The 20,910-nt window shown below is 59.4% G+C and carries 17 protein-coding genes and 1 tRNA gene; 9 read left to right on the top strand and 9 right to left on the bottom strand.

Translation table 11 applies throughout. From position 1 onward, the window contains the following. Window positions 1-22: 22 nt before the first annotated feature. Window positions 23-838 (bottom strand): Rpn family recombination-promoting nuclease/putative transposase, encoded by an 816-nt coding sequence (locus MTP42_RS03885; protein ID WP_249258010.1) that lies wholly within the window; start codon window positions 836-838, stop codon window positions 23-25. A gap of 878 nt (window positions 839-1,716) precedes the next feature. On the opposite strand from MTP42_RS03885, the gene metG reads away from it, so the two are divergent. From metG to MTP42_RS03865, 4 genes are all read left to right on the top strand, one after another. Continuing rightward, a complete protein-coding gene (gene metG, locus MTP42_RS03880; protein WP_005933006.1) occupies window positions 1,717-3,717 on the top strand; it encodes a methionine--tRNA ligase in 2,001 nt (666 codons plus the stop codon). Window positions 3,718-3,720: 3 nt separating this feature from the next. Further along, complete coding sequence (locus MTP42_RS03875) at window positions 3,721-4,680, top strand: DMT family transporter (RefSeq protein ID WP_117505770.1); 960 nt, start codon at window positions 3,721-3,723, stop codon at window positions 4,678-4,680. A gap of 1 nt (window position 4,681) precedes the next feature. Beyond that, window positions 4,682-5,503 (top strand): TatD family hydrolase, encoded by an 822-nt coding sequence (locus tag MTP42_RS03870; protein ID WP_249258009.1) that lies wholly within the window; start codon window positions 4,682-4,684, stop codon window positions 5,501-5,503. Window positions 5,504-5,617: 114 nt separating this feature from the next. Beyond that, window positions 5,618-5,851, top strand: a complete 234-nt coding sequence (locus MTP42_RS03865) for a hypothetical protein (protein WP_005933001.1) — start codon at window positions 5,618-5,620, stop codon at window positions 5,849-5,851. 76 nt (window positions 5,852-5,927) lie between these two features. Here the strand turns inward: MTP42_RS03865 and MTP42_RS03860 are convergent, their stop codons facing one another. The 6 genes from MTP42_RS03860 to MTP42_RS03835 form a co-directional block, all read right to left on the bottom strand. Next, a complete protein-coding gene (locus MTP42_RS03860; protein WP_097770883.1) occupies window positions 5,928-6,224 on the bottom strand; it encodes a type II toxin-antitoxin system RelE/ParE family toxin in 297 nt (98 codons plus the stop codon). Next, on the bottom strand, window positions 6,214-6,495 hold the full coding sequence (locus MTP42_RS03855; RefSeq protein WP_249258008.1) for a type II toxin-antitoxin system prevent-host-death family antitoxin: 282 nt from the start codon (window positions 6,493-6,495) through the stop codon (window positions 6,214-6,216). Before MTP42_RS03855 ends, MTP42_RS03860 begins: the two co-directional genes overlap by 11 nt. Window positions 6,496-6,564: 69 nt before the next feature. Beyond that, window positions 6,565-7,026, bottom strand: coding sequence for a GNAT family N-acetyltransferase (locus tag MTP42_RS03850; protein WP_249258007.1), 462 nt, complete (start codon window positions 7,024-7,026; stop codon window positions 6,565-6,567). 78 nt (window positions 7,027-7,104) lie between these two features. Further along, on the bottom strand, window positions 7,105-7,923 hold the full coding sequence (locus MTP42_RS03845) for an ABC transporter ATP-binding protein (protein WP_035394259.1): 819 nt from the start codon (window positions 7,921-7,923) through the stop codon (window positions 7,105-7,107). Between the two features lie 7 nt (window positions 7,924-7,930). Beyond that, entirely contained in the window at window positions 7,931-8,854 is a 924-nt protein-coding gene (locus MTP42_RS03840) for an ABC transporter permease (RefSeq protein ID WP_249258006.1), read from the bottom strand. Window positions 8,855-8,871: 17 nt separating this feature from the next. Continuing rightward, entirely contained in the window at window positions 8,872-9,969 is a 1,098-nt protein-coding gene (locus MTP42_RS03835; protein WP_117534987.1) for an ABC transporter substrate-binding protein, read from the bottom strand. Between the two features lie 755 nt (window positions 9,970-10,724). Between MTP42_RS03835 and MTP42_RS03830 the strand changes: the two genes are divergently transcribed. Beyond that, window positions 10,725-13,496 (top strand): Helicase associated domain protein, encoded by a 2,772-nt coding sequence (locus MTP42_RS03830; RefSeq protein ID WP_249258005.1) that lies wholly within the window; start codon window positions 10,725-10,727, stop codon window positions 13,494-13,496. 45 nt (window positions 13,497-13,541) lie between these two features. On the opposite strand, the gene MTP42_RS03825 is transcribed toward MTP42_RS03830, so the two are convergent. Then, window positions 13,542-14,693: an aldo/keto reductase gene (locus MTP42_RS03825; RefSeq protein WP_249258004.1), complete on the bottom strand. Its 1,152-nt coding sequence runs from the start codon at window positions 14,691-14,693 to the stop codon at window positions 13,542-13,544. A 181-nt stretch (window positions 14,694-14,874) separates the two neighbouring features. Here MTP42_RS03825 and dusB point away from each other — a divergent pair, with 181 nt between their 5' ends. From dusB to MTP42_RS03810, 3 genes are all read left to right on the top strand, one after another. Beyond that, window positions 14,875-15,906, top strand: coding sequence for a tRNA dihydrouridine synthase DusB (dusB, locus tag MTP42_RS03820; protein ID WP_097770875.1), 1,032 nt, complete (start codon window positions 14,875-14,877; stop codon window positions 15,904-15,906). Between the two features lie 36 nt (window positions 15,907-15,942). Next, window positions 15,943-18,321: a YfhO family protein gene (locus MTP42_RS03815; protein ID WP_249258003.1), complete on the top strand. Its 2,379-nt coding sequence runs from the start codon at window positions 15,943-15,945 to the stop codon at window positions 18,319-18,321. A gap of 61 nt (window positions 18,322-18,382) precedes the next feature. Then, the gene (locus MTP42_RS03810; protein ID WP_097770869.1) at window positions 18,383-18,556 is read left to right on the top strand and encodes a chorismate--pyruvate lyase; all 174 of its coding nucleotides are present in this window, start codon (window positions 18,383-18,385) and stop codon (window positions 18,554-18,556) included. A 209-nt stretch (window positions 18,557-18,765) separates the two neighbouring features. Here the strand turns inward: MTP42_RS03810 and MTP42_RS03805 are convergent. Beyond that, a tRNA-Gln gene (locus MTP42_RS03805) sits at window positions 18,766-18,836 on the bottom strand. Between the two features lie 598 nt (window positions 18,837-19,434). On the opposite strand from MTP42_RS03805, the gene MTP42_RS03800 reads away from it, so the two are divergent. Further along, on the top strand, window positions 19,435-20,901 hold the full coding sequence (locus tag MTP42_RS03800) for an aminotransferase class I/II-fold pyridoxal phosphate-dependent enzyme (RefSeq protein ID WP_005932972.1): 1,467 nt from the start codon (window positions 19,435-19,437) through the stop codon (window positions 20,899-20,901). Window positions 20,902-20,910: the final 9 nt, after the last annotated feature.

Here is a 20,910-nt window from a genome sequence, read left to right as displayed (position 1 = left end):
GAATATCTTGGCTGAATTAAGATCAGGCGGGTTTCTTTGTATCCAGTGCCTTTACTTCTTCAACAGGAAGCTGAACCGACCGAGCAATTTCTTCATAGGTCATTTTTCCAACTTCTAGCAAAGATTTTGCAATTTCAATCGACTGCTCATGCTTTGTTTCTTCTCTCACTTCTTCAAATGCTCTGCACATCGTTGCCACTCCCTTCGTATCTTCTTTGAAATAACGCACCCGCTGTGCCAGAACAGGATAGTTCATGTCATCCGGGTTCGTACAGGTAAAGTCGTGCATCAGCTTTCCCAATGCGGTGTCGTCTTTGATCTGAGAGTTTACATAGATAATATGTGCTTCATCTCCGAAGGATTTCCCCATTTCCTCAATGATGCGATTGATATGATAAATAGGAAGTCCACCCCGAAGCACATCGTTCTCTGTGATAAAGATTACATAGGTTTCGTTCAGCGCATCATACGCATCGCCCTTTCGGGTGAGATTGGCATCCAGCAGGCTGCTGTTATATCTTGCCCTCTTTGCGACTGCTCCACTGTCACTGCGCTGAACCTCGACATTGTAGGCACGATTTTCATGATCCACTGCCAGAATGTCAAGCCGCACGGAACGCCCCTGTATATTGTTCAGGTCATGCTGCCCATGGACTTCTTTAACCTTTAAATCATCCCGATTCAGGATGATCCGGAGCAGGAATTCCGCACATGGCTTATCCTCAAAGACCTTGCTCATAAAGTTATCATCCATGAGCCGAAAATCACGGATACGCCGCAAATCTTCTTCATGCTTGCGCTCAAAATCAAGGTTGTTTTGCGTTTCGACTTCTGCCATCGGTTCACCTGCTTTCTGTTCCTTGTCTAAGGTAAGAATACCATAAAACCGTTCTTTTTACAAGATGAAGTATGCTTTCCACTACATAGGTCAGAATCCTTTCATATTGTGTTCTGGCCATGTTCCTATTGCAACTGCGATTCCGACATGGTATCATAAATCCAGAAACAGGCTTCAGCTGCTTTTTGCAACTGGTGTTCTTCTGGTGCCTATGAACAGCCACGCGCCTTCCAGCTAATGAAAGGTGAGCGTTGTACAATAGAGCGGCCACTTTTCATTAGCTCAGCTAATTTCCAGCTAATGAAGCCCCTAGAGCACCTTTTGGACTCTGTTTTCCGGCTCTCTGCTAAAATTGGCAGCCGCTTTTCTGTAAATCCATGTAAACACAGAATAGGATAGCAATTCCTGACTGTATCTTTTTGTTAATAACCATCTTGTTTATATACACAAACCGAGTCAAAAGCCGTTTTACAGAACACTTTACCAGGAGAGTTGACAAACCCGCCGTTTTTGCGTATTATAATAGGAACAAGGGGGTCGTGTGCCCCTTTGGCAAAAAGCGAACAGCCTTGACGAGGAGAGTACGCCCCGCCTGCGCCTGACAGAAAGCCCGAAGGATGGAACCGGGCAGGTGAGCACGGGGTGGAAGATGGCCTCTGAGCTGTGGGGGTGAAGCGGCACGCCGCCAAGCCCCCGCCGGGTGCGCCCGTTATCGCGCGGAGGCCGGGTTCATCCCGGCACGCAAGGCCATGCCCGCAAGGGCGCGGCGAAGCAAGGTGGTACCACGGAAGTTCAGCTCCCGTCCTTGTCCGGTGCATTCCGGCAGGACGGGAGCTTTTTTGTGACACAGCCACAACAGAAAGGAAGAATCATCCCCCATGAGCGAACACAACACATTCTACATCACGACCCCCATCTACTACCCCAGCGACAAGCTGCACATCGGCCACAGTTACACCACCGTGGCCTGCGACGCGCTGGCCCGCTTCAAGCGGATGCAGGGCAAGGAAGTCATGTTCCTGACCGGCACCGATGAGCATGGCCAGAAGATCCAGGACAAGGCCGCCGATGCAGGCGTGACCCCCAAGGAGTACGTTGACCGGATCGTTGCCACCGTCAAGGATCTGTGGAAGCTGCTGGATGTCAGCTACGACCGCTTCATCCGCACCACCGATGACTACCATGTGGAGACCTGCCAGAAGATCTTCACCCAACTGTATGAGCAGGGCGATATCTACAAGGGCGAGTACATCGGCCACTACTGCAAGCCCTGCGAGAGCTTCTGGACCGACAGCCAGCTGGTGGACGGCAAGTGCCCCGACTGCGGCCGCGAGGTCTATGATGCCCACGAGGAGGCCTACTTCTTCAAGACCGGCAAGTATGCCGACCGCCTGCTGAAGTACTACGAGGAGAATCCCCAGTTCATTCAGCCCGAGAGCCGGAAGAACGAGATGATCGCCTTTATCAAGCAGGGCCTGCAGGACACCTGTGTTTCCCGCACCTCTGTCAAGTGGGGCATCCCCGTACCCTTTGACCCCAAGCACACCATGTATGTCTGGGTCGATGCGCTGAGCAACTATATCTCTGCGCTGGGCTACGGCAACGAGACCTACCACGATTACAACAAGTTCTGGCCTGCTGATCTGCACATGGTGGGCAAGGAGATCCTGCGCTTCCACACCATCCTGTGGCCCGCCATGCTGATGGCTCTGGATCTGCCGCTGCCCAAGCGCGTGTTTGGCCACGGCTGGCTGCTGATGAACGGCGGCAAGATGTCCAAGTCCGTGGGCAATGTTGTTGACCCCGTGGTCCTGTGTGACCGCTACGGCGTGGACTCCATCCGCTACTTCCTGCTGCGTGAGATCCCCTTTGGCAACGATGGCATGTTCACCAACGAGGCCCTGATCAACCGCATCAACAGCGACCTGGCCAACGACCTGGGCAACCTGCTCAGCCGCACCGTTGCCATGTGCGAGAAGTACTTCGGCGGCACGGTCCACAAGGCCGCTGGCACCGAGGCCATCGACACGGAGCTGGAGACCATGGTCAATGAGCTGCTGGGCAAGGTCACTGCCGACATGGACAACCTGACCATCCCCCAGGCCCTGATGGAGATCTTTGCCGTGATCCAGCGCGCCAACAAGTATATCGACGAGACCGCTCCCTGGGCTCTGGCCAAGGATGAGGCCAACAAGGCCCGTCTGGAGAGCGTGCTCTACCACCTGTGCGAGGCACTGCGTGTGGCAGGCATCCTGCTGAACGCTTACCTGCCCTCCACCGCTCCCAAGATGATGGATCAGCTGGGCCTGTCCACTGCCGACATCGACCTGAGCAAGGCTGCCTACGGCGTGCAGGAGACCTACACCGTCCACAAGGGTGATGCCCTGTTCCCCCGCATTGACGTGGCCAAGGAGATTGCCCACCTGAAGGAAGAGGACGAGAAGCGCAAGGCCGCTGCCGAAGCTGCCAACAAGGCCAAGGCCGAAGCCGAAAAGGCTGCTGCCGCCCCCGCCGCTGAGGAAAGCACCGTTGATTTTACCCACGAGGAAGAGATCGACTTTGACACCTTCTGCAAGGTGGAGCTGCGCGTGGCCGAAGTGCGTGCCTGCGAGAACCTGAAGGAGAGCAAGAAGCTGCTCCACCTGACCGTGTTTGACGGCGAGCGTGAGCGCTGCATCCTGTCCGGCATTGCCAAGTGGTTCAAGCCGGAGGATCTGATCGGCAAGAAGATCGGTATCGTCTGCAATCTGGCCCCCCGCCCCATGCTGAAGGGCAAATATGTCAGCGAGGGCATGATCTTTGCTGCCGACACCGCTGACGGCGGCTGCTCCATCGCCTTCTACGGCGACAACACCCCCGTTGGCAGCCGCATCCACTGAGCCATGGAGACACAGCTGAGCCGCGCCGAAAAGCTGGACCGGCTTTTCGGCACACCGGCCTTTGCCGTTATCATCGCCATTCTCTGCAACGCCATGTGGGGTTCGGCTTTCCCTTTCATCAAGCTGGGCTACCGGCTCTTTGCCATCGACACCGCTGACACGGCCTCCATTCTCTGCTTTGCAGGGGTGCGGTTCATGCTGGGCAGTGTGCTGGTACTGGGCGGCAGCCTGCTGCTGGAGGGCAGGCTCCCCGCCATGCCCAAAGGGAAGATCCTGGCCGAATGCTGTGCATTGGGCCTGTGGCAGACCACAGCGCAGTACGCCTTTTTCTACAGCGCTGTTGCCCTGCTCACCGGTGCCTTTGGGGGCATCCTGAACAGCACCCAGAGCTTTCTGGGGGTCATCTTCGCCCACTTCCTTTACGGCAGGGCTGACCGCATGACCCCAGCCAAGGCGCTGGGCTGCGGCATCGGCTTTGCGGGCGTTCTCATCGCCACGTTGGGCAACCACGGCGGCGGCAGCGCCCGGGGCGTAGCCTACATGCTCATTGCCACCGTTCTCTTCACGCTGGCAGGCCCCTGGAACAAATCCGTCACCCGCCGGGCAGACAGCTTTGCCGTCTGCTTTGTGAACCTGTTCGTGGGCGGTGCGGCCCTGTTCCTGCTGGGCGCTGTTCTGGGCGGACGGCTGGAACACTGGTCTGTGCTCAGCGTGCTGGACCTGCTGGCGCTGGCCTTCATCTGCGGCGCGGGCTACATCGTCTGGGCCCTGCTGATGAAGAACAATCCCGTCAGCCGGATCGCCATCTTCGGGTTCGTGAACCCGGTGGTGAATGTCCTGCTCAGCGCCCTCATCAATGGGGAGCCGCTGTTCCGGTGGCAGTATCTGGGGGCGCTGGTGCTGGTCTGCATCGGCATCTGGCTGGTAAACAAGGCCCCCGCCAAAAAGGAGCGTGCCCGGTAATATGGAATACCCCATCTTTGACACCCACGCCCATTACAGCGCCCGCGCCTTTGACGCGGACCGCTTTGCCCTGCTGGACAGCCTGCCCGGCAAAGGGGTGGTGGGCGTGTGCGAGCAGGCCACCCATTCGGGCGATGCGCCCAAGGTGCTGGAGCTGGCCCACAAATATCCCTGGGTGTACGCCGCCGTCGGCATCCACCCGGAGAGCCTGCTGGCCCCGGAGGATTGCGGTGAGGAAGGCCCCGCCCCTACTGTCTCGGTATACGGCGGCGACTGGGCCGCAGAGATGCGTGCCCTTGCCCCCTATTACGAGGACCCCAAGGTGGTGGCTGTGGGGGAGTGCGGACTGGATTACCACTGGCCCGTGCCCAAGGATGCCCAGCTGGCGCTGTTTGAGGCCGAGATCCGGCTGGCGCTGGAACTGGACAAGCCCATCATCGTGCACGACCGCAGCGCCCACGCCGATGTCTACGCCCTGCTGAAAAAGTACCGGCCCAAGGGCATCGTCCACTGCTATTCCGGCAGCGCCGATGACGCGCTCTGGCTGGCAGAGCAGGGGCTCTACATCGGCTTTGGCGGGGCCTGCACCTTCAAGGGGGCCAAGCGGGCCGCCAAGGCCATTGCCGCCCTGCCGCTGGAACGCATCGTCCTGGAAACCGACTGCCCCTATATGGCCCCGGAACCTGTCCGCGGCACCCGCTGCGACAGTTCTCTCATCCGCTATGTGGGCGAGTATATCGCCAGCATCAAGGATGAGGAACCGGAGCAGGTGTTCCGGCAGACGGTGGAGAATGCCTGCCAGGTATATAACCTCTCCGTCTGAAACCGGCAGCAGCCGGGCACAGAGAGCAGGGCCTATCCGTTATCTACAAAAGCATTATGCTTCTGTATAAATCAAGTAACAAACTACAAATTGTCAATTAAGGAGATATCACTTATGAAAGCTCGTATTCCGCAGCACCGTGAATTCATCATCAACTTCCCCGACACTGTTGACAACGCCAAGGCCAACGAGGGCTGGGCAAAGCTGCAGCAGATCGTGGAGGACTACAAGAAGGACCACAACGGTGCTTCCGTCTACGCACCCAGCTTCATCGAGGACTGCGAGCCTGCCGTCAAGAAACTGCAGGAAGAGTATGGTTTCGAGTACACCGTTGAATACGTGAAGTAAGTTCTGAGTTTTCAGTATATTGCATTAAAAAGAGCAGAGCGTCTGGCCAGCTGGCTGGAGCGCTCTGCTCTTTGTTTTATTCCAGGTACTGCGGCAAATTCCATGAGCCGCGCAGTACACGGTGGATCTCCACCACCTTGACGTTCTCATTGACATGGTAAAACACCAGATACTGGTCTGCCACCAGCTTGCGGTAGGTCGGGTCAAGGGCATAGACTTCACACATCCGTGGGGTATCCCCCAGCTTTGTGATCTTTTCCCGCATTTCTTTCAGCACACGGCGGGCCGTTTGGGGGTAGAAGCCGGACAAATACCGGGCAATGTCATTCAAGTCCTGTACAGCAAGGGGCAGGTATTTGATCTTATACGTCATACTGTTCGTGGAGCGTCTCCCATACGCTTTCATGCTCTGTCCACTGCGTGTTGGGGTCTGCCGCCTGCTGTTTTGCCTTGGCAAGCTCCTCGGCAACATACCGCTGGTGCATGAACTCCTCGTACTTGGCGTAGTCCTCAATGTTGATGAGGACGGATTCCCCACGACCATGATTTGTGATAATAACATGATTGTGGTCTTTCAACATATCTGAAATTTCAGCGTAGTGGTTGCGCAGATCACGGGATGGGCGAACAAATGTCTGCATCATAAGTGACACCTCCTGTCAAAAGCATTGTATCACATTATGACTACATATACAAGGATCATTACAATCGTTTTATTTCAGCTCCATATTGATGGACTTTTCCGTAAAGCCGTAGTTCCGGTACATCTCATACGCCATTTTATTTTTAGCGTTCACCTGCAGTTCAATGGTGTCGCATCCCTTTTCTGCTTTGAGCTGCTTCACCTTATCAAAGAACTGGTGCCCGATGCCCTTGCCCCTGTACGCCTCATCCACCGCCATGGTACTGACGAACAAAATATCTTTCGTCACCTGTGCCGGGCTTTCCACATGGCGCTTGAAGACTTCCAGAACACCAACAACGATGCCGTCCGTCTCGGCAATATACCAGCTGTCCCCTTTCAGGAGTTCGCCAAACAGTTCCTTTGTGATCAATGGGCTGGCCGGTTTGTAGACATCCGGCCGCCAATCCACGTGCATCTGCTGGACCTGATCCATAATAGCAGAAAATCGGTCATAATCCTGCATCTGCGGGGTACGGATCGTTATTTTCATCTCGTTTTCTCCTTGTTGTATCAAAAATGCCCTGTCAGACACGGTTTCGGGTCCAGACAGGGTATTTTGAGTTTCTTTTCAGTTGCCCGCTTCCACCTTGCTCAGCAGGATGCGGTCATTGTCCAGGGCCTTGCCGGCGTTCTCGCGGAACTTTTCCAGCAGATCGTCCACGGTCATCTTACTGCGCTCCTCGCCCTTGACATCGAACACGATGCGGCCGCCGTCCATCATCAGGGTGCGGTTGCCCAGCTCGAGGGCCTGATGCATGTTGTGGGTGACCATCAGGCAGGTGATCTTTTTCTCGGCCACGATGCTCTTGGTCAGCTCCAGTACCTTCTCCGCCGTGGCAGGGTCTAGGGCTGCGGTGTGCTCGTCCAGCAGCAGAAGCTTTGGGGTAACGAGGGTGGCCATGAGCAGGGTCAGCGCCTGCCGCTGGCCGCCGGAAAGCAGACCCACCGGCTGCTTCATCCGGTCCTCAAGGCCCATGTTCAGCAGGGCAAGTTTTTCCCGGAACAGCTCCTTATCCTTGCGGGAGATGCGGGAGAAGATAGCGTGGGGGGCGGTTCCTGCCCGGAGATAGGCCAGCGCAAGGTTTTCCTCAATGGTCATATTGGGGGCCGTGCCCTTGAGGGGGTCCTGGAACAGGTGGCCGATGACCTTGCTGCGCTCATACTCGGGCGCAAAGGTAATGTCCTGCCCGCCCAGCACGATGCTGCCCTCGTCGGCAATGAAACCGCCGGTGATGGCGTTGAACATGGTGGATTTGCCCGCGCCGTTGGAGCCCACGATGGTGGCAAAGTCGCCTGCCTCCATGTGCAGGCTCACACCGTTCAGGGCCACTTTTTCGTTGACGGTGCCGGGGTTAAAGGTCTTGTGCAGGTTGTTCAGCTCCAGCATTTCCATCTCAGTGCACCTCCTTCCGGGCATTGTGCTTGCGCTGCTCAAAGGCAAACTTTGCCCGGATGGCGGGCATCGAGATGGCCACAGCCACGATGAGGGCGCTCACCAGCTTCATGGCGGCGGCGGGCACATTGAAGCGCAGGGCCACGGCCACGATAAAGCGATACAGGCAGCTGCCGAACACCACGCCCAGCACCCGGCGCACCATGGTGCGCTTGCCCACCAGCGTTTCGCCGATGATAAGGGAAGCCAGTGCAATGGTCACCATGCCGGTGCCCACGTTGATGTCGCTGCTCTTCTGATACTGGGCCAGCAGGCCGCCGGAAAGGGCGGTCAGCGCGCCCGAAATGCACAGGCCCACTGTGATGGTGAAGGCCGGGTTGATGCTGGAGGCCCGCACCATGGCGGCATTGTCGCCGGTGGCGCGGATGGAAAGGCCCAGCCGGGTGCCCAGGAAACCCACCATGGCGGCACAGGCGAGTACAATGACCGCCGCCGCGATGAGCAGCTTATACCAGCCGCCCGTAAAGGCCAGTGCGGATTTTGCCAGCGAGAATACCGTATCGGTCTTGACCAGGGACATCGTGGACGAAAAGCCCATGACCGCCAGATTGATGGTGTACAGGCCGGTGTTCACGATGATGCCTGCCATGATGCTCTCAACGCCCAGACGTGTCTGCAAAAAGGCGGTGACAAAGCCCGAACACACACCCGCCGCCATGGCCGCGAACAGGGCCAGAATGGGGTGGCCCGTCAGCGCCACCTGGCAGGCCACGGCACAGCCAAGGGTGAAGCAGCCATCGGTGGACAGGTCGGCAATGTTCAGGATCGAATAGCTCAGAAACAGCGCCAGCGCCACCAGACCGTAAATGCAGCCCAGCTCCAGCGCCGTCTGGATCACGTTGAGCGAAAAGATACTCGCCAGCATGGTTGATGTACTCCTTTTTAGAAATTCTCCTGCGTGGTCACTACCACAATTTCGGTGCAATAGGGCTTGAAGGCTTCCTTAACGGTGTCGAGATCAAGGCCCAGTGCCTCACAGCTCTCGGTGTTGATGGTAACGATGCCGTTGTCGAAGGTCTGGTAGGGCAGGTCTGCGGGGGTCTTGCCGCCGCAGAGCAGCTCCACCACCATATCGGCGGTGGCCTCGCCCAGCTGGACGTAATCCACGCCGTAGCCCACAAAGGCACCGTTCAAAGCAAAGCTGTCGGCACCGGTGAAGTGCTGGATCCCTGCCTCCAGGAAGGTCTCATAGATGGACAGCTCGGCAGTCATCACGGTGTTGTCGGTGGGGGTGAACACTGCCTTGACACCGGCGGCCACAAGGGCCTCGGCAGCCATCTGCACCTCAGCGGTGGTGGTACCGTTCTTTTCAATGTACTTGATGCCCTTGCTGTCGCAGAACGCCTTGGCATCGGCGATGGCCTGGGTGGAGGCATCCTGGCTCAGGTCGTACAGCAGGCCGATGGTGTCGATGTCGGGGTTGATGGCAGTGATGAGGTTCATAATGGCCTCGGTGTTCAGGGCATCGGAGGTGCCGGTGATGCCCTCCTCCCCATCAAACCCGGCAGAAACAGGGTCGGTGACGGCAGAGTAGACCACAGGGATGTCGGTATCTTCCACAGCGGCCAGCATGGTGGCGGCGGTGGGGGTGGCCACGGCCACGATGACATCTACCTGGTCGGCCACCAGGTCTGCACCGATCTGGTTCAGGTTGGACTGGTCAGCCTGGGCGTTGGCGTAGTAATCGGCATAGTCGAAGGTCACGCCCTTCTCCGCGCCCACCTTATCCAAACGGCTCTCAACAGAGGCCACGATCTGGTTCAGGGAAGCATGATCCACATAGTTGACGATGCCCACCTTAAAGGTCTGGCCTGCTTCAGAAGCGGCGGCAGCGGAACCGGCAGCGCTGGAAGCGGTGCTGGATGCTGCGGCAGAAGAGCCGGAGGAGCCGCAGCCGGTCAGGCCCAGTGCGGATACGACAGCGGCTGCGGCGGCAGCCTTCAGGAAGCTGCGGCGGGAGATCATGTTCATGGTTTTCATAGCGGTTGCTCCTTTCCCGGAGCGGGCGGCCCAAAAATAAATAAAACCCGCTCCACCTGCGGAACGGGTAAAATAAAAACGGCCCCGTCCCTGTGTGTTCATCCACAAGGACAGAGTCGAGAAATTCGAATCTGCGGTGCCACCTTGCTTGCTCCGCTCGTCTTTCCACCATGGAAAACTGCAGGAGCCCCTCAACGGAGAGCCAACACTCCCCTGCCCTGTAACGGAGGCTTCCGTCCCAAGCTACTAAAGGCACTGCCCTGTTCGCCCGGCCCTCGGCGGCCCACGAACTCTGCCCCGCTCTCTGCCCGTTTTCACCATTCGGGCTCACTGTAAGTGCGCTTGCAGGTTCTCTTCCGCCTCATCGGTTTGTTGATTGCATTATACGCTTTATTTTCATAAAGTCAAGAGGGAATTTTTCATTTTTTCGGCCGCAAAGATGAAATGCTTCTTGGATGCCCCGCATCAGCCTTCCTGCCCGGATCTCCCCGGTGCAGCCCGGGCAGCTCTGCCGGGGCAAAAGAAGCCTTCTTCCTGCCATGGGTCATACTTTCTCTCCGCTCCGGGACGCATTTCCACTTTCAGTATCCCCGTTGCTGCGCACAAAGTTCATGGTTCCGGCCACAGGTTCCAGAATATTTTTATCCTTTTCCCAAGTTTTGCCCTAAATTCTCTTCAAAGGGCTTGACAGAAAAATGTTTTTTGCGATAAACTAATTCTATGAAATATTTTCGTTGTATCCAACGATGTCAAACATGCAACTCGGAGAGGACACTACCACCATGTCGATGACCCTGAATCCCGTCAACGAAGCCGCTTTTCAGAAAGCTGTACAGTCTCTGGAGACCCTGAACCGGGCCGCCGTGTTCCATCCCACCGGCACCGGCAAAAGCTGTATTGCCTGGAAGGTGGTGGAGGCTCACCCCCAGACTACCTTTTTCTGGCTGGTGGCCGGTGCACAGCGTCTGGCCCTGCGGCAGGCAGAGCTGACACGCTACAACGGCGGTACCCTGCCCGGCAATGTCCGCTTCTGTGATTGCGAAAAACTGGCCGCTGCCACCCCGGAGCAGTGGGTGCGGCTGGGGGAGCAGAAGCCCGGCTGCATCGTGCTGGACTGCTACCATGAGTTGAGCGCCGTGTGTTGGGCACAGTCGGTGCAGAAGCTGCTGCGGATGTGCCCCCAGGCAAAGGTGCTGGGGCTGGGTGTGCCCAACGGTGCCCCCGTCTGCGCCGCCGCGCAGGAGCTGTTTGCCGACTGCATCGTCTCCCACATGACTGTGGCCGAGGCCATGGCCGCCGGGACCATGCCGGTGCCCTCGGCTTACGCGGCCCTGCTCTGGCCTCAGGAGGAGGAGCTGGCCACCCTGCGCGCCCGAATCAAAAACCTGTGTATGCCCAAGGGCGACACCTCCCTGCGCGTTCAATATGAAGAGCTGAGCTGGTCTCTGCGTCAGGTGGAAAACCTGACCGTTCTGCTGCCCCGCCTGCTCAGCGATACCAGCGGCCATTATCTGGTCCTGTTTGAATCCGCCGCCTATCAGGAAAAGCTGGGCACGGAGCTGGAACAGCTGCTGCGCACTGTGGACCCTGCCGTCCGCTTTTACGCCGCGGATCACGCCTGCTTTGCGGATTCTGCTGCCGTGGAGACTTTCCTCTCCGATACAGCCCCCGGCCCCAAGGTCCTGCTCTGCGTCAACGCGCCGGGAGTCCAGCAGCCGCTGGAGGGGCTGGCCGGGGTCATTCTGGTGCGCCAGTCCAGCCTGATGTCCACCTTCAAGCAGATGCTCTGCCGCGCGCTGGTGGCTGCAGGCAGCCGCAGCGTGCCGGTGTTCGACCTTGTGGCGCAGTTCGAGGGGCTGGGCAACGGCCGTACCCTGCAGCGTGACTGCACCGAGGCCATGACCAGGGCCGGCAGCAAAACGCCGGGCTTCCGGCAGGAGCGCCCCATGCAGCAGACCTACCGCCTGTATGGCAAACTGCGCCGGGAGATGGAGGCCCGCTGGGAGGTGCTGTGCCAGGCCGCCGCCGATGCCGCCGCCAAAGAGGGCACCCTGGAGCTGCCCCGGAGCTATACCATCCACAGCGGCGTGCCCGTGGGCAAGTGGCTCGAGCTCCAGCGGCAGGTACAGGCCGGGCAGCGCCCGGGCCGCCTGACGGCTGAACAGGCCGCCAAGCTGGAAAAACTGGGCATCCGCTGGAACCACCGGCTGGAAGCTGCCTGGGAAAAGGGCTTTGCCTCCGCGCAAAAATACCGCACCGAGCACGGCGACCTGCTGGTGCCGGTGCGCTACCGCGATAAAAATGATTTTGCACTGGGCGAATGGATCGTCTACAACCGCCAGCGCTATCTGGGCGGCAACCTGACCCAGAACCGCATCGAACGGCTGGAAGCCATCGGCATGGTGTGGAGCACCTCCAACGACCTGTGGGAGCAGAACTATGCCGCCGCCACCCAGTATTATCTGGAACACGGCGATCTGGAAGTGCCCATCAAGTACGAAACGCCCTCCGGCTTCGGTCTGGGGGTCTGGCTGGGGGCCCAGCGCGCCGCTCACAAGGCAGGCGAGCTGCCTCAGGAACAGGTGGAGCGGCTGGACGCTTTGGGCATGGACTGGACCAACCGCAACGACCGCAAGTGGATGTCCCTGTACGATGTTGCCGCCGCCTACTACCATGAGCACGGCAACCTGAACGTCCCCTCGGAGTATGTCACGCCGGACGGAGTACTGCTGGGCAAGTGGGTGGCGCGCCAGCGCTATGCCTACCTGAACCCGGACCGCTCCAGCGCCCGGGTCACCCCTGAGCGCAAGGCCCTGCTGGACAAGCTGGGCATGGTGTGGGAAAAGTACGACCCCTGGCAGGAGCGCTATGATCTGGCTCTGGCCTACAAGACAGAGCACGGCGATCTGGAGATTCCCTCTGTCTACAAGACCGCGGACGGTGTTTGGCTGGGCAGCTGGGTCAACCGCCAGCGGCAGGCCCTGAACTCCGGCAGCAGCGCCCTGAGCAGTGAGCGCCGCAAGCTGCTGCGCACCCTGTTCAAGGGCGAGCGCCGCCCCAGTGATCCCGCTGCTGACCACGGCACCGTGCGCGAGGCCAACTGGGAGCGGAACTTCCGCAGTGCCGCCCGCTACGCCCGCAAGTACAAACATCTGCTGGTCCCCGCCAGCTATGTGGACAGCGACGGTGTCCGGCTGGGCGTGTGGATCTCCAACCTGCGTGCAGCCCGCAAGAACCGCCCGGATTCCTATCAGGTCACGCTCGCCCACATCAAAAAGCTGAACAGCATCGGCATGGTGTGGGATGCCCGGGATGCCAAGTGGGGAACTGCCTATCAGCAGGCCAAGGCCTACTACAAGGCCCACGGCAACCTCCACGCCGCCGCCAACTACAAATCCGACGAAACCGGCTTCTGCCTGGGCGACTGGCTCCGCCGGATGCGGGAGTGGGATACCACCCACGACCCCAAGCTCACCCCTGAGCGCCGCGCAATGCTGGATAAGATCGGGATGGAGTGGAGCGAATAAGAGAAAAGAGCCACCGGTTTTTGCCGGTGGCTTTTCTGATGCAGATTACAGCTGATCCAGCTCCTGCTGCAGCTGGGCCAGCGCATTGCGGATGGGCAGATGCTGGGGGCAGGCCGCCTCGCACTTGCCGCAGCGGACGCAGTGGCTGGCCTTTTCGGCATCGGGGAAGTGGGCTTCCCACTGGTGCTTGATGGCCTCGGGCTGGCCGAACATCCCCAGCTTGTTCCAGATACTGAAGTTGTCCGGGATGTCCACCCCCATGGGGCAGGGCATACAGTACCGGCAGCCGGTGCAGCCGATCTTGATGCGGCTGTGCAGGAAGGCGGCGGTCTGCTCCACTGCGGCGGTCTCTGCAGCGGTCAGTGGCTCAAAGCGGGCAAAGGTGGCCAGGTTATCCGTGAGCTGATCCTCGGCACTCATGCCCGAGAGGATGACATGGACGTTCCGGTGGCTGCCCACCCAGCGCAGGGCCCAGGAGGCATCCGAGGCCTCGGGCCGCAGGGCCTTGAGGGGTGCTTCGGCCTCCGGGGGCAGGTTGGCCAGCGTGCCGCCCTTGATGGGCTCCATAATGATGAGGGGGATGTTCAGCTCTTCGGTCAACTGATAGCCGCGGTCACCCGAGATCTCCTCGGCACGGTCATCGGTGTCCAGATAGTTATACTGCAGCTGGCAGAAATCCCAGGGCTGATCCCGCAGGATGTGCTCAAGGCCCGCCGCGTTGTCGTGGCAGGAGAAGCCGAAGCTGCGGATGCGGCCCAGCTTTTTCTGCTCCCACAGCCAGTCCACGATGCCCATTTCCTTGGCCCGGTCGTACCGGGCGACGTGCAGGGAGTGCAGCAGGTAGAAGTCGATGTACTCCACGCCCAGCCGCCGGAGCTGCTCTTCAAAGATATGCTGGGCCTCCTCCAGGCTCCCGCACTGCCACAGCGGCATCTTGGTGGCCAGATAAAAGCTCTCCCGGGGCCACTTTGCAATGACCCTGCCCACAAAGGGCTCGCTCTGGCCGCCGTGGTAGGGGTAGGCGGTGTCAAAATAGTTCACGCCTGCGTCCCGCGCGGCATTCAGCAGCGCTTCGGCCCGGGGCTCGTCAATGGCTCCCTCCGGTGTGGTGGGGAACCGCATACAGCCATAGCCCAGCAGGGAGGTGCGGATGCTCTCCCCTGCGCCGTTCTGCTTTTTCCATGCTCTGTATTCCATCTCTTTTGTGCAGCTGGCTGCCGTGTTCCAGCCGCTCCTCCTTTTGCCCCCAGTATACCGGAAAAATCCCGCGCTGACAAGAAAGATGTTCCGCTTCTTGTTCTGCCGCCGGAAATATGGTATACTTATAATCCAAATTTTATCATGTTATCAACTAAATCAGATAGCGCTAAGGAGTATCATGGAACCTTTCAACACCCCTTTGAAGATCAGGGAGATCTCCCTGCCCCACCGGGCAGTGTTCGGCCCCATGGCGGGCTTTACCGATGCCCCGGCCCGGCGGCTGATGGCCCAGCACGGAGCCGGTTTTACCGTCAGTGAGATGGTGTCCAGCCGGGCGCTGGTATACGGCGACCACAAAACCGTCAGCCTGCTCAAGGCCGAGCCCAACGGTGCCCCCTACGGCGTGCAGATCTTTGGCGAGGTGCCCGAGATCATGGGGCAGGCCGCTGCCGCCGTGGAACAGTACGCGTTCGATTTTCTGGACATCAACATGGGCTGCCCGGCCCCCAAGATCGTCTCGGGCGGGGCGGGCAGCAAGCTGATGCTTGACCCCGACCGCTGCGGCCGTATTGTGGAGGAAGTGGTCAAAAACACCTCCCGCCCCGTCACCGTGAAGATGCGCAAGGGCTGGGACGCGGAGCACGTCACGGCCGTGGAATGCGCCAAAGCCTGCGAGCAGGCGGGCGCGGTGCTCATCGCCGTCCACGCCCGCACCCGGGAGCAGATGTACACCCCGGGCATCGACCCGTCCATCATTGCGGCGGTGAAGGATGCTGTCCACGTTCCCGTGCTGGGCAACGGCGATATCCGCACCGCCGAGGATGCTGTGCGGATGGTGGAGGAGACCGGCTGCGACGGCGTGATGATCGCCCGGGCCGCCCTGGGCGACCCCTGGCTCTTTGAGCGGGTGAACGCCGCGCTGGAGGGCCTGCCCGCCCCCAAGGAGCCGAACCTGCAGGCCAGGATGAACGCCCTGCGCCGGCAGGTGGAGGAGATGGTGGAGCAGAAGGGCGAGTTCGTTGCCATGCCCCAGGCCCGGGCCCAGACCATGCACTACATGAAGGGCCTGAAGGGGGCCGCCAGCCTGCGGCGCTACTGCTGTGAGCTGAGCCGCCTCTCTGACCTCGACACCCTCATCGACGCGGTGTTCGAGCAGCAGCGCAGGGCCGCGCAGGACCCCGATGACACCCGCGAGGTGCCGTTCCCGTAAGCGGGAAATTTCCGATACTGAAAAGAGGACTGACGCATGACTGCATTTCATTCTTCGCCCCGGATGCTGGGACAGAAGCAGGACAAGTTCTGGCTCACCGTGGGGCTCTGCGCCCTGACAGCCGCCCTCATCTTCCTGCCGTTCTATCTGCTGGACGGCGGCTTTTTCCACTATGCAGGCGATTTCAACAGCCAGCAGATCAGCTTTTACCGCTACATGAACGGCTTTCTCAAGGGGGCAGGCTACCCTGCCGGATACGAAGGCGTGAAGAACACCTTTTCCTGGGCAACTGACCTGGGCAGCGGAACCATGAACGCCTATTCGTTCTACCTGTACGGCTCCCCCTTCTTCTGGTTCTCCCTGCTCTTCCCGCAGAACTGGCTCCCCTACCTCATGGTGCCGCTGCTGGTGCTCAAGTTCGCGGTGGCGGGCGGCGGCGCGTATCTGTACCTGCGCCGCTACGTCAAAGACCCGAACTTTGCGGTGCTGGGTGCGGCCCTCTACGCCTTTTCGGGCTGGGGGCTGTACAACATCTTCTTCAACCACTTCATTGATGTGCTGGCCCTCTTCCCCTGGATGCTCTGGGCACTGGATGAGACCATCTACGAGCACCGCCACGGTTGGTTTGCCTTCTGGGTGGCGGTGAACCTGCTCAACAACTACTTTTTCTTTGTGGGGCAGGTGCTCTTCCTTGTCATCTACTTCGTCTGCAAGCTCTCTGCCGGGGAGTTCCGGCTCACGCCCCGCCTCTTCGGTCAGCTGGCCTTTGAGAGCCTGCTGGGCGTGGCACTGGGCTTTGTGGTGCTCTGGCCCACTGTCCTCAGCGTTCTGCAGAACCCGCGCACCATCGATCTTTCCTCCGGCTGGGGCTTTCTGACCTATTCCAAGCCCCAGCAGTATCTGGCCATCCTGCTGAGCTGGGTGCTGCCCCCGGATTCCCCCTATATGACCTCCATCTGGTCTGAGGGCATCATCAAATGGACCAGCATGACAGCCTATCTGCCCCTGTGCAGTCTGGCCGGTGTGGTGGCCTACTGGCGTGCCCGGCAGGGCGACAGCAAAAAGCGGATCATTGCCGTCTGCATGGTATTTGCGTTGGTCCCCATCCTGAACAGCGCGTTCTATGCCCTCAATTCCAGCTACTATGCCCGGTGGTTCTATATGCCGGTGCTCATCCTTGCGGCCATGACGGTGAGCGCGTGGGAGGACCCCAGCCTCGACCTCGCCCGCCCCGCCCGGAGCATTGCCTTTGTGATGATCGCCACGCTGGCCTTTGCACTGGTGCCCGTGCAGGATGCCACCACCAAGGAGTGGAGCCTGGGCGTGCTGCAGAATCCGGGCCAGTACTGTGCTGTGCTTGCCTTTGGTCTGGGCGGGCTGGCCGTCTACCATTGCATCTGCAGGCGCTGGCAGCAGCGCAAGGTCTTTGCCCGCCGCCTGCTGGCCGGTGTGCTGGCGTTCAGCTGCCTGTTCGGCATCGTCCACATCGGCATTGGCAAGTTCGGCCAGTGGAACACCGACAGTGACCTTGTGGAGCAGTACATCAACGCGCTGGCCCTGAAGGAGGATCTGCCCGAGGGCGACTGGCGCATTGACACCTACAAGACCCACGACAATCTGGGCCTGTGGCTGGACAAGAGCTGCCTGCAGTATTTCGGCAGCACCGCCGCTCCCAGCATCCTCAGCTTCTACCCGGCACTGGGGGTCAAGCGGGATGTGCGCAGTCAGCCCGAGCTCTCCAACTACGCCCTGCGCGGCCTGCTCAGCGTCAGATACCTGCTGACCACACTTGCGCATCAGAAGCAGTTCCACGCTGAGGCCGATGAGGGCTGGGCGTATTACGATACCCTGGACGGCTATGTTCTCTACGAGAATCAGAACTACGTTCCCATGGGTTTCACCTACGATTACTACCTCACCGAGGCCCAGTACGAGGACACCGTGACCCCCACCCGCTCCAACCTGCTCATGCGGGCACTGGTGCTCACTGAGGAGGATGCGGTGGCCTACGGGCAGTACCTCACGCCCCTGCCCACGGCAGAGCTCAACGACCTGACCTACACCCGCTACACTCAGGACTGCGCCGACCGCCGGGCCTCTGCCTGCACCGCCTTTGAGATGAACAGCGCAGGCTTCCACGCTGAAGCCACGCTGGACAGGACCAACCTGATGTTCTTCTCCGTGCCCTACGATGACGGCTTCACGGCCTATGTGAATGGGCAGGAGACCGAGATCCTGCGGGTGGACGAGGGCCTGATGGCCGTCCTCTGCCCCGCCGGAACGGTCACCATCGACTTTGTCTATCAGCCGGACGGCATCCGCCTGAGCCGGACTGTCTCCCTTGCCGCCCTGCCCGTGTTCCTGCTCTACGCCGGGCACTTTGCCTGGGACGAAAAGAAAAGACGGAAGCATTAAAAAAGCCGCCGCTCCAAGAAGCGGCAGCTCAAAGAAAAGCACAAATGAAAGAAGGTATCCTATGGGCCCCTGGTATTACGAGGTCGTCAGCTTTGACGGCGATTATGTCAACCTGCGCCGCACCGACATTGAAAGCGACGAGCTGAATCCCGTTGCGCTGGCCCTGCTGCCGCCCGAGATCGAGGTGGGCAGCAAGGTCAAGTGCGAGTATTTTCAGTATGAGGTGATTGGCTGAACCTCTCCGTCATCCCGGCGGGATGCCACCTCTCCTAATAGGAGAGGCAAGCCCCCCTATTAGGGGAGCTGGTGTGAAGTGCCTGAGAGGTTCGCCAGCGCCGCCCCGGTCAACAGAGAATTCTCTTCGTTCACACAAACACCCTCTTTTCACAAAAAGAAAACCCACAGGGAACCTGTCGCCCAGGCCCCCTGCGGGTTCTTTTTCAGTTGCGCCAGCAGGAGTCGAACCTACGATGGGGGAGTCAAAGTCCCCTGCCTTACCGCTTGGCGATGGCGCACCGGTAAGAATCAGTATAGTAGAATTTCTTTCATTTGTCAAGCAAAAGCGTTTTGCCGTGTCTGTGCAAAGTGTTTTGCCACACTTTTACCATGTCTTTACAGTGTCCTTGTCATAATGCGAACCGCATGCCCATTTTCCGCTTTATTTTCCCAAAAAGTATTGACACCACCCTCATAGCATGATAAGATATCATCGATTTTGAGAGACAAAGCGTGTCAGAGTCTTTTCAAAGCAAATTACCTGGGACCGCCCATCGGGGCTAAGGCCATACGGACAGCCGGGTCCACTGCCGACCGGCGGCGCAAGCTGCCATTATTGATTGAGTTGAAAGCTCAAATTTTATAAGTTGGTTCCTTTACAGCCATGAAATTGCGCAGAACGTGCGCAGACTTGTGAAACGGTCAATAAGAGTAGTAAAAGTGTAATTGCTATATAGACTCTCGTCATCCCGTCTTTTTGAACCATGCGGAGGTTTTCCCCAGTGTCACCGGGGGCTTTGTCTGCATGTTCAGAACGCTTTTTCAAGCGCAGGTCTGCACCAGTGTGGTGGGCCTGCGCTTTTTTGCTGCGCCGGAACCAGGGACGGAGGAGAAAAGATGAGTGAGAACCGTACACGGTTCCGGCTGGATCAGCGCCGCGCGCCCATTTATGAGGCGCTGGAGCAGTTCCGGCAGATGCGTGTGGTACCTTTTGATGTGCCCGGCCACAAGCGGGGCCGCGGCAACCCGGAACTGACAGCCTTTCTGGGCCAGCAGTGCGTGGGTGTGGACGTGAACAGCATGAAGCCGCTGGATAATCTCTGCCACCCGGTATCGGTCATCCGGGAGGCCGAGGAGCTGGCCGCCGATGCCTTTGGCGCGGCCCACGCCTTTTTAATGGTGGGCGGCACCACCAGCTCTGTGCAGAGCATGGTGCTGACAGCCTGCAAGCGGGGCGATGAGATCATCCTGCCCCGCAACGTGCACCGCAGTGTGCTGAACGCGCTGGTGCTCTGCGGCGCGGTCCCGGTCTATGTGAATCCCGAGGTGGACAAACGGCTGGGCATCTCGCTGGGCATGAAGCGGGAGCAGGTGGCCAAGGCCATCAAGGAGCACCCCAACGCCGTGGCCGTTCTGGTGAACAACCCCACCTACTACGGCATCTGTTCCGACCTGCGCGCCATCGTGAAGATGGCCCACGAGGCCGGGATGCTCTGCCTGGCCGACGAGGCCCACGGCACCCACTTCTACTTTGGCAACGGCCTGCCCGTTTCCGCCATGGCAGCGGGGGCCGATATGGCCTCGGTCTCCATGCACAAGAGCGGCGGCAGCCTGACCCAGAGCAGCCTGCTGCTCATCGGGCCCAATGTGCATCAGGGCTATGTGCGGCAGATCATCAACCTGACCCAGACCACCTCTGGCAGCTACCTGCTCATGTCCAGTCTGGACATCTCCCGCCGCAACCTTGCCCTGCGGGGGCGGCAGGTGTTCCATCAGGTGGCGGATATGGCCGAGTACGCCCGGGAAGAGATCAACGCCGTGGGCGGCTACTATGCCTTTGGCAAGGAGCTGTGCAACGGCAACTCTGTCTTTGACTTTGACACCACCAAGCTCAGCGTCCACACGCTGGACATCGGCCTTGCCGGCATCGAGGTCTACGACATCCTGCGGGACGAGTACGACATCCAGATCGAGTTCGGCGATATCGGCAACATCCTGGCCTACCTCTCCATCGGTGACCGCCCCCAGGAGATCGAGCGGCTGGTCAGCGCTCTGGCCGAGATCAAGCGCCGCTACCACACCGACGGCACCGGCCTGCTGAGCCAGGAATACATCGACCCCGTGGTGGCTGCCAGCCCGCAGGAGGCCTTCTATGCCCCCAAAAAGAGCCTGCCCCTGCGGGAGACCGAGGGCATGGTCTGCAGCGAGTTCGTCATGTGCTACCCGCCGGGCATCCCCATTCTGGCCCCCGGCGAGCGCATCACCAAGGAGATCCTGAACTATATCGAGTACGCCAAGGCCAAGGGCTGCAGCATGACCGGCCCCGAGGACCCTGATATTTTGCACCTGAACGTTCTGGCATAAGGAGGGAAA

The sequence above is a fragment of the Faecalibacterium sp. I2-3-92 genome (assembly GCF_023347315.1).
GTDB lineage: Bacteria > Bacillota > Clostridia > Oscillospirales > Ruminococcaceae > Faecalibacterium > Faecalibacterium duncaniae.
Note: the sequence above shows the minus strand (reverse complement) of the source record. Positions and strands in the feature narration are given on the sequence as shown.

Bases quoted from the DNA above. Each gene is read 5' to 3' on its own strand.
- MTP42_RS03885 (WP_249258010.1), bottom strand. From the start codon at position 838: ATGGCAGAAGTCGAAACGCAAAACAACCTTGATTTTGAGCGCAAGCAT.
- metG (WP_005933006.1), top strand. From the start codon at position 1,717: ATGAGCGAACACAACACATTCTACATCACGACCCCCATCTACTACCCC.
- MTP42_RS03875 (WP_117505770.1), top strand. From the start codon at position 3,721: ATGGAGACACAGCTGAGCCGCGCCGAAAAGCTGGACCGGCTTTTCGGC.
- MTP42_RS03870 (WP_249258009.1), top strand. From the start codon at position 4,682: ATGGAATACCCCATCTTTGACACCCACGCCCATTACAGCGCCCGCGCC.
- MTP42_RS03865 (WP_005933001.1), top strand. From the start codon at position 5,618: ATGAAAGCTCGTATTCCGCAGCACCGTGAATTCATCATCAACTTCCCC.
- MTP42_RS03860 (WP_097770883.1), bottom strand. From the start codon at position 6,224: ATGACGTATAAGATCAAATACCTGCCCCTTGCTGTACAGGACTTGAAT.
- MTP42_RS03855 (WP_249258008.1), bottom strand. From the start codon at position 6,495: ATGATGCAGACATTTGTTCGCCCATCCCGTGATCTGCGCAACCACTAC.
- MTP42_RS03850 (WP_249258007.1), bottom strand. From the start codon at position 7,026: ATGAAAATAACGATCCGTACCCCGCAGATGCAGGATTATGACCGATTT.
- MTP42_RS03845 (WP_035394259.1), bottom strand. From the start codon at position 7,923: ATGCTGGAGCTGAACAACCTGCACAAGACCTTTAACCCCGGCACCGTC.
- MTP42_RS03840 (WP_249258006.1), bottom strand. From the start codon at position 8,854: ATGCTGGCGAGTATCTTTTCGCTCAACGTGATCCAGACGGCGCTGGAG.
- MTP42_RS03835 (WP_117534987.1), bottom strand. From the start codon at position 9,969: ATGAAAACCATGAACATGATCTCCCGCCGCAGCTTCCTGAAGGCTGCC.
- MTP42_RS03830 (WP_249258005.1), top strand. From the start codon at position 10,725: ATGCAACTCGGAGAGGACACTACCACCATGTCGATGACCCTGAATCCC.
- MTP42_RS03825 (WP_249258004.1), bottom strand. From the start codon at position 14,693: ATGGAATACAGAGCATGGAAAAAGCAGAACGGCGCAGGGGAGAGCATC.
- dusB (WP_097770875.1), top strand. From the start codon at position 14,875: ATGGAACCTTTCAACACCCCTTTGAAGATCAGGGAGATCTCCCTGCCC.
- MTP42_RS03815 (WP_249258003.1), top strand. From the start codon at position 15,943: ATGACTGCATTTCATTCTTCGCCCCGGATGCTGGGACAGAAGCAGGAC.
- MTP42_RS03810 (WP_097770869.1), top strand. From the start codon at position 18,383: ATGGGCCCCTGGTATTACGAGGTCGTCAGCTTTGACGGCGATTATGTC.
- MTP42_RS03800 (WP_005932972.1), top strand. From the start codon at position 19,435: ATGAGTGAGAACCGTACACGGTTCCGGCTGGATCAGCGCCGCGCGCCC.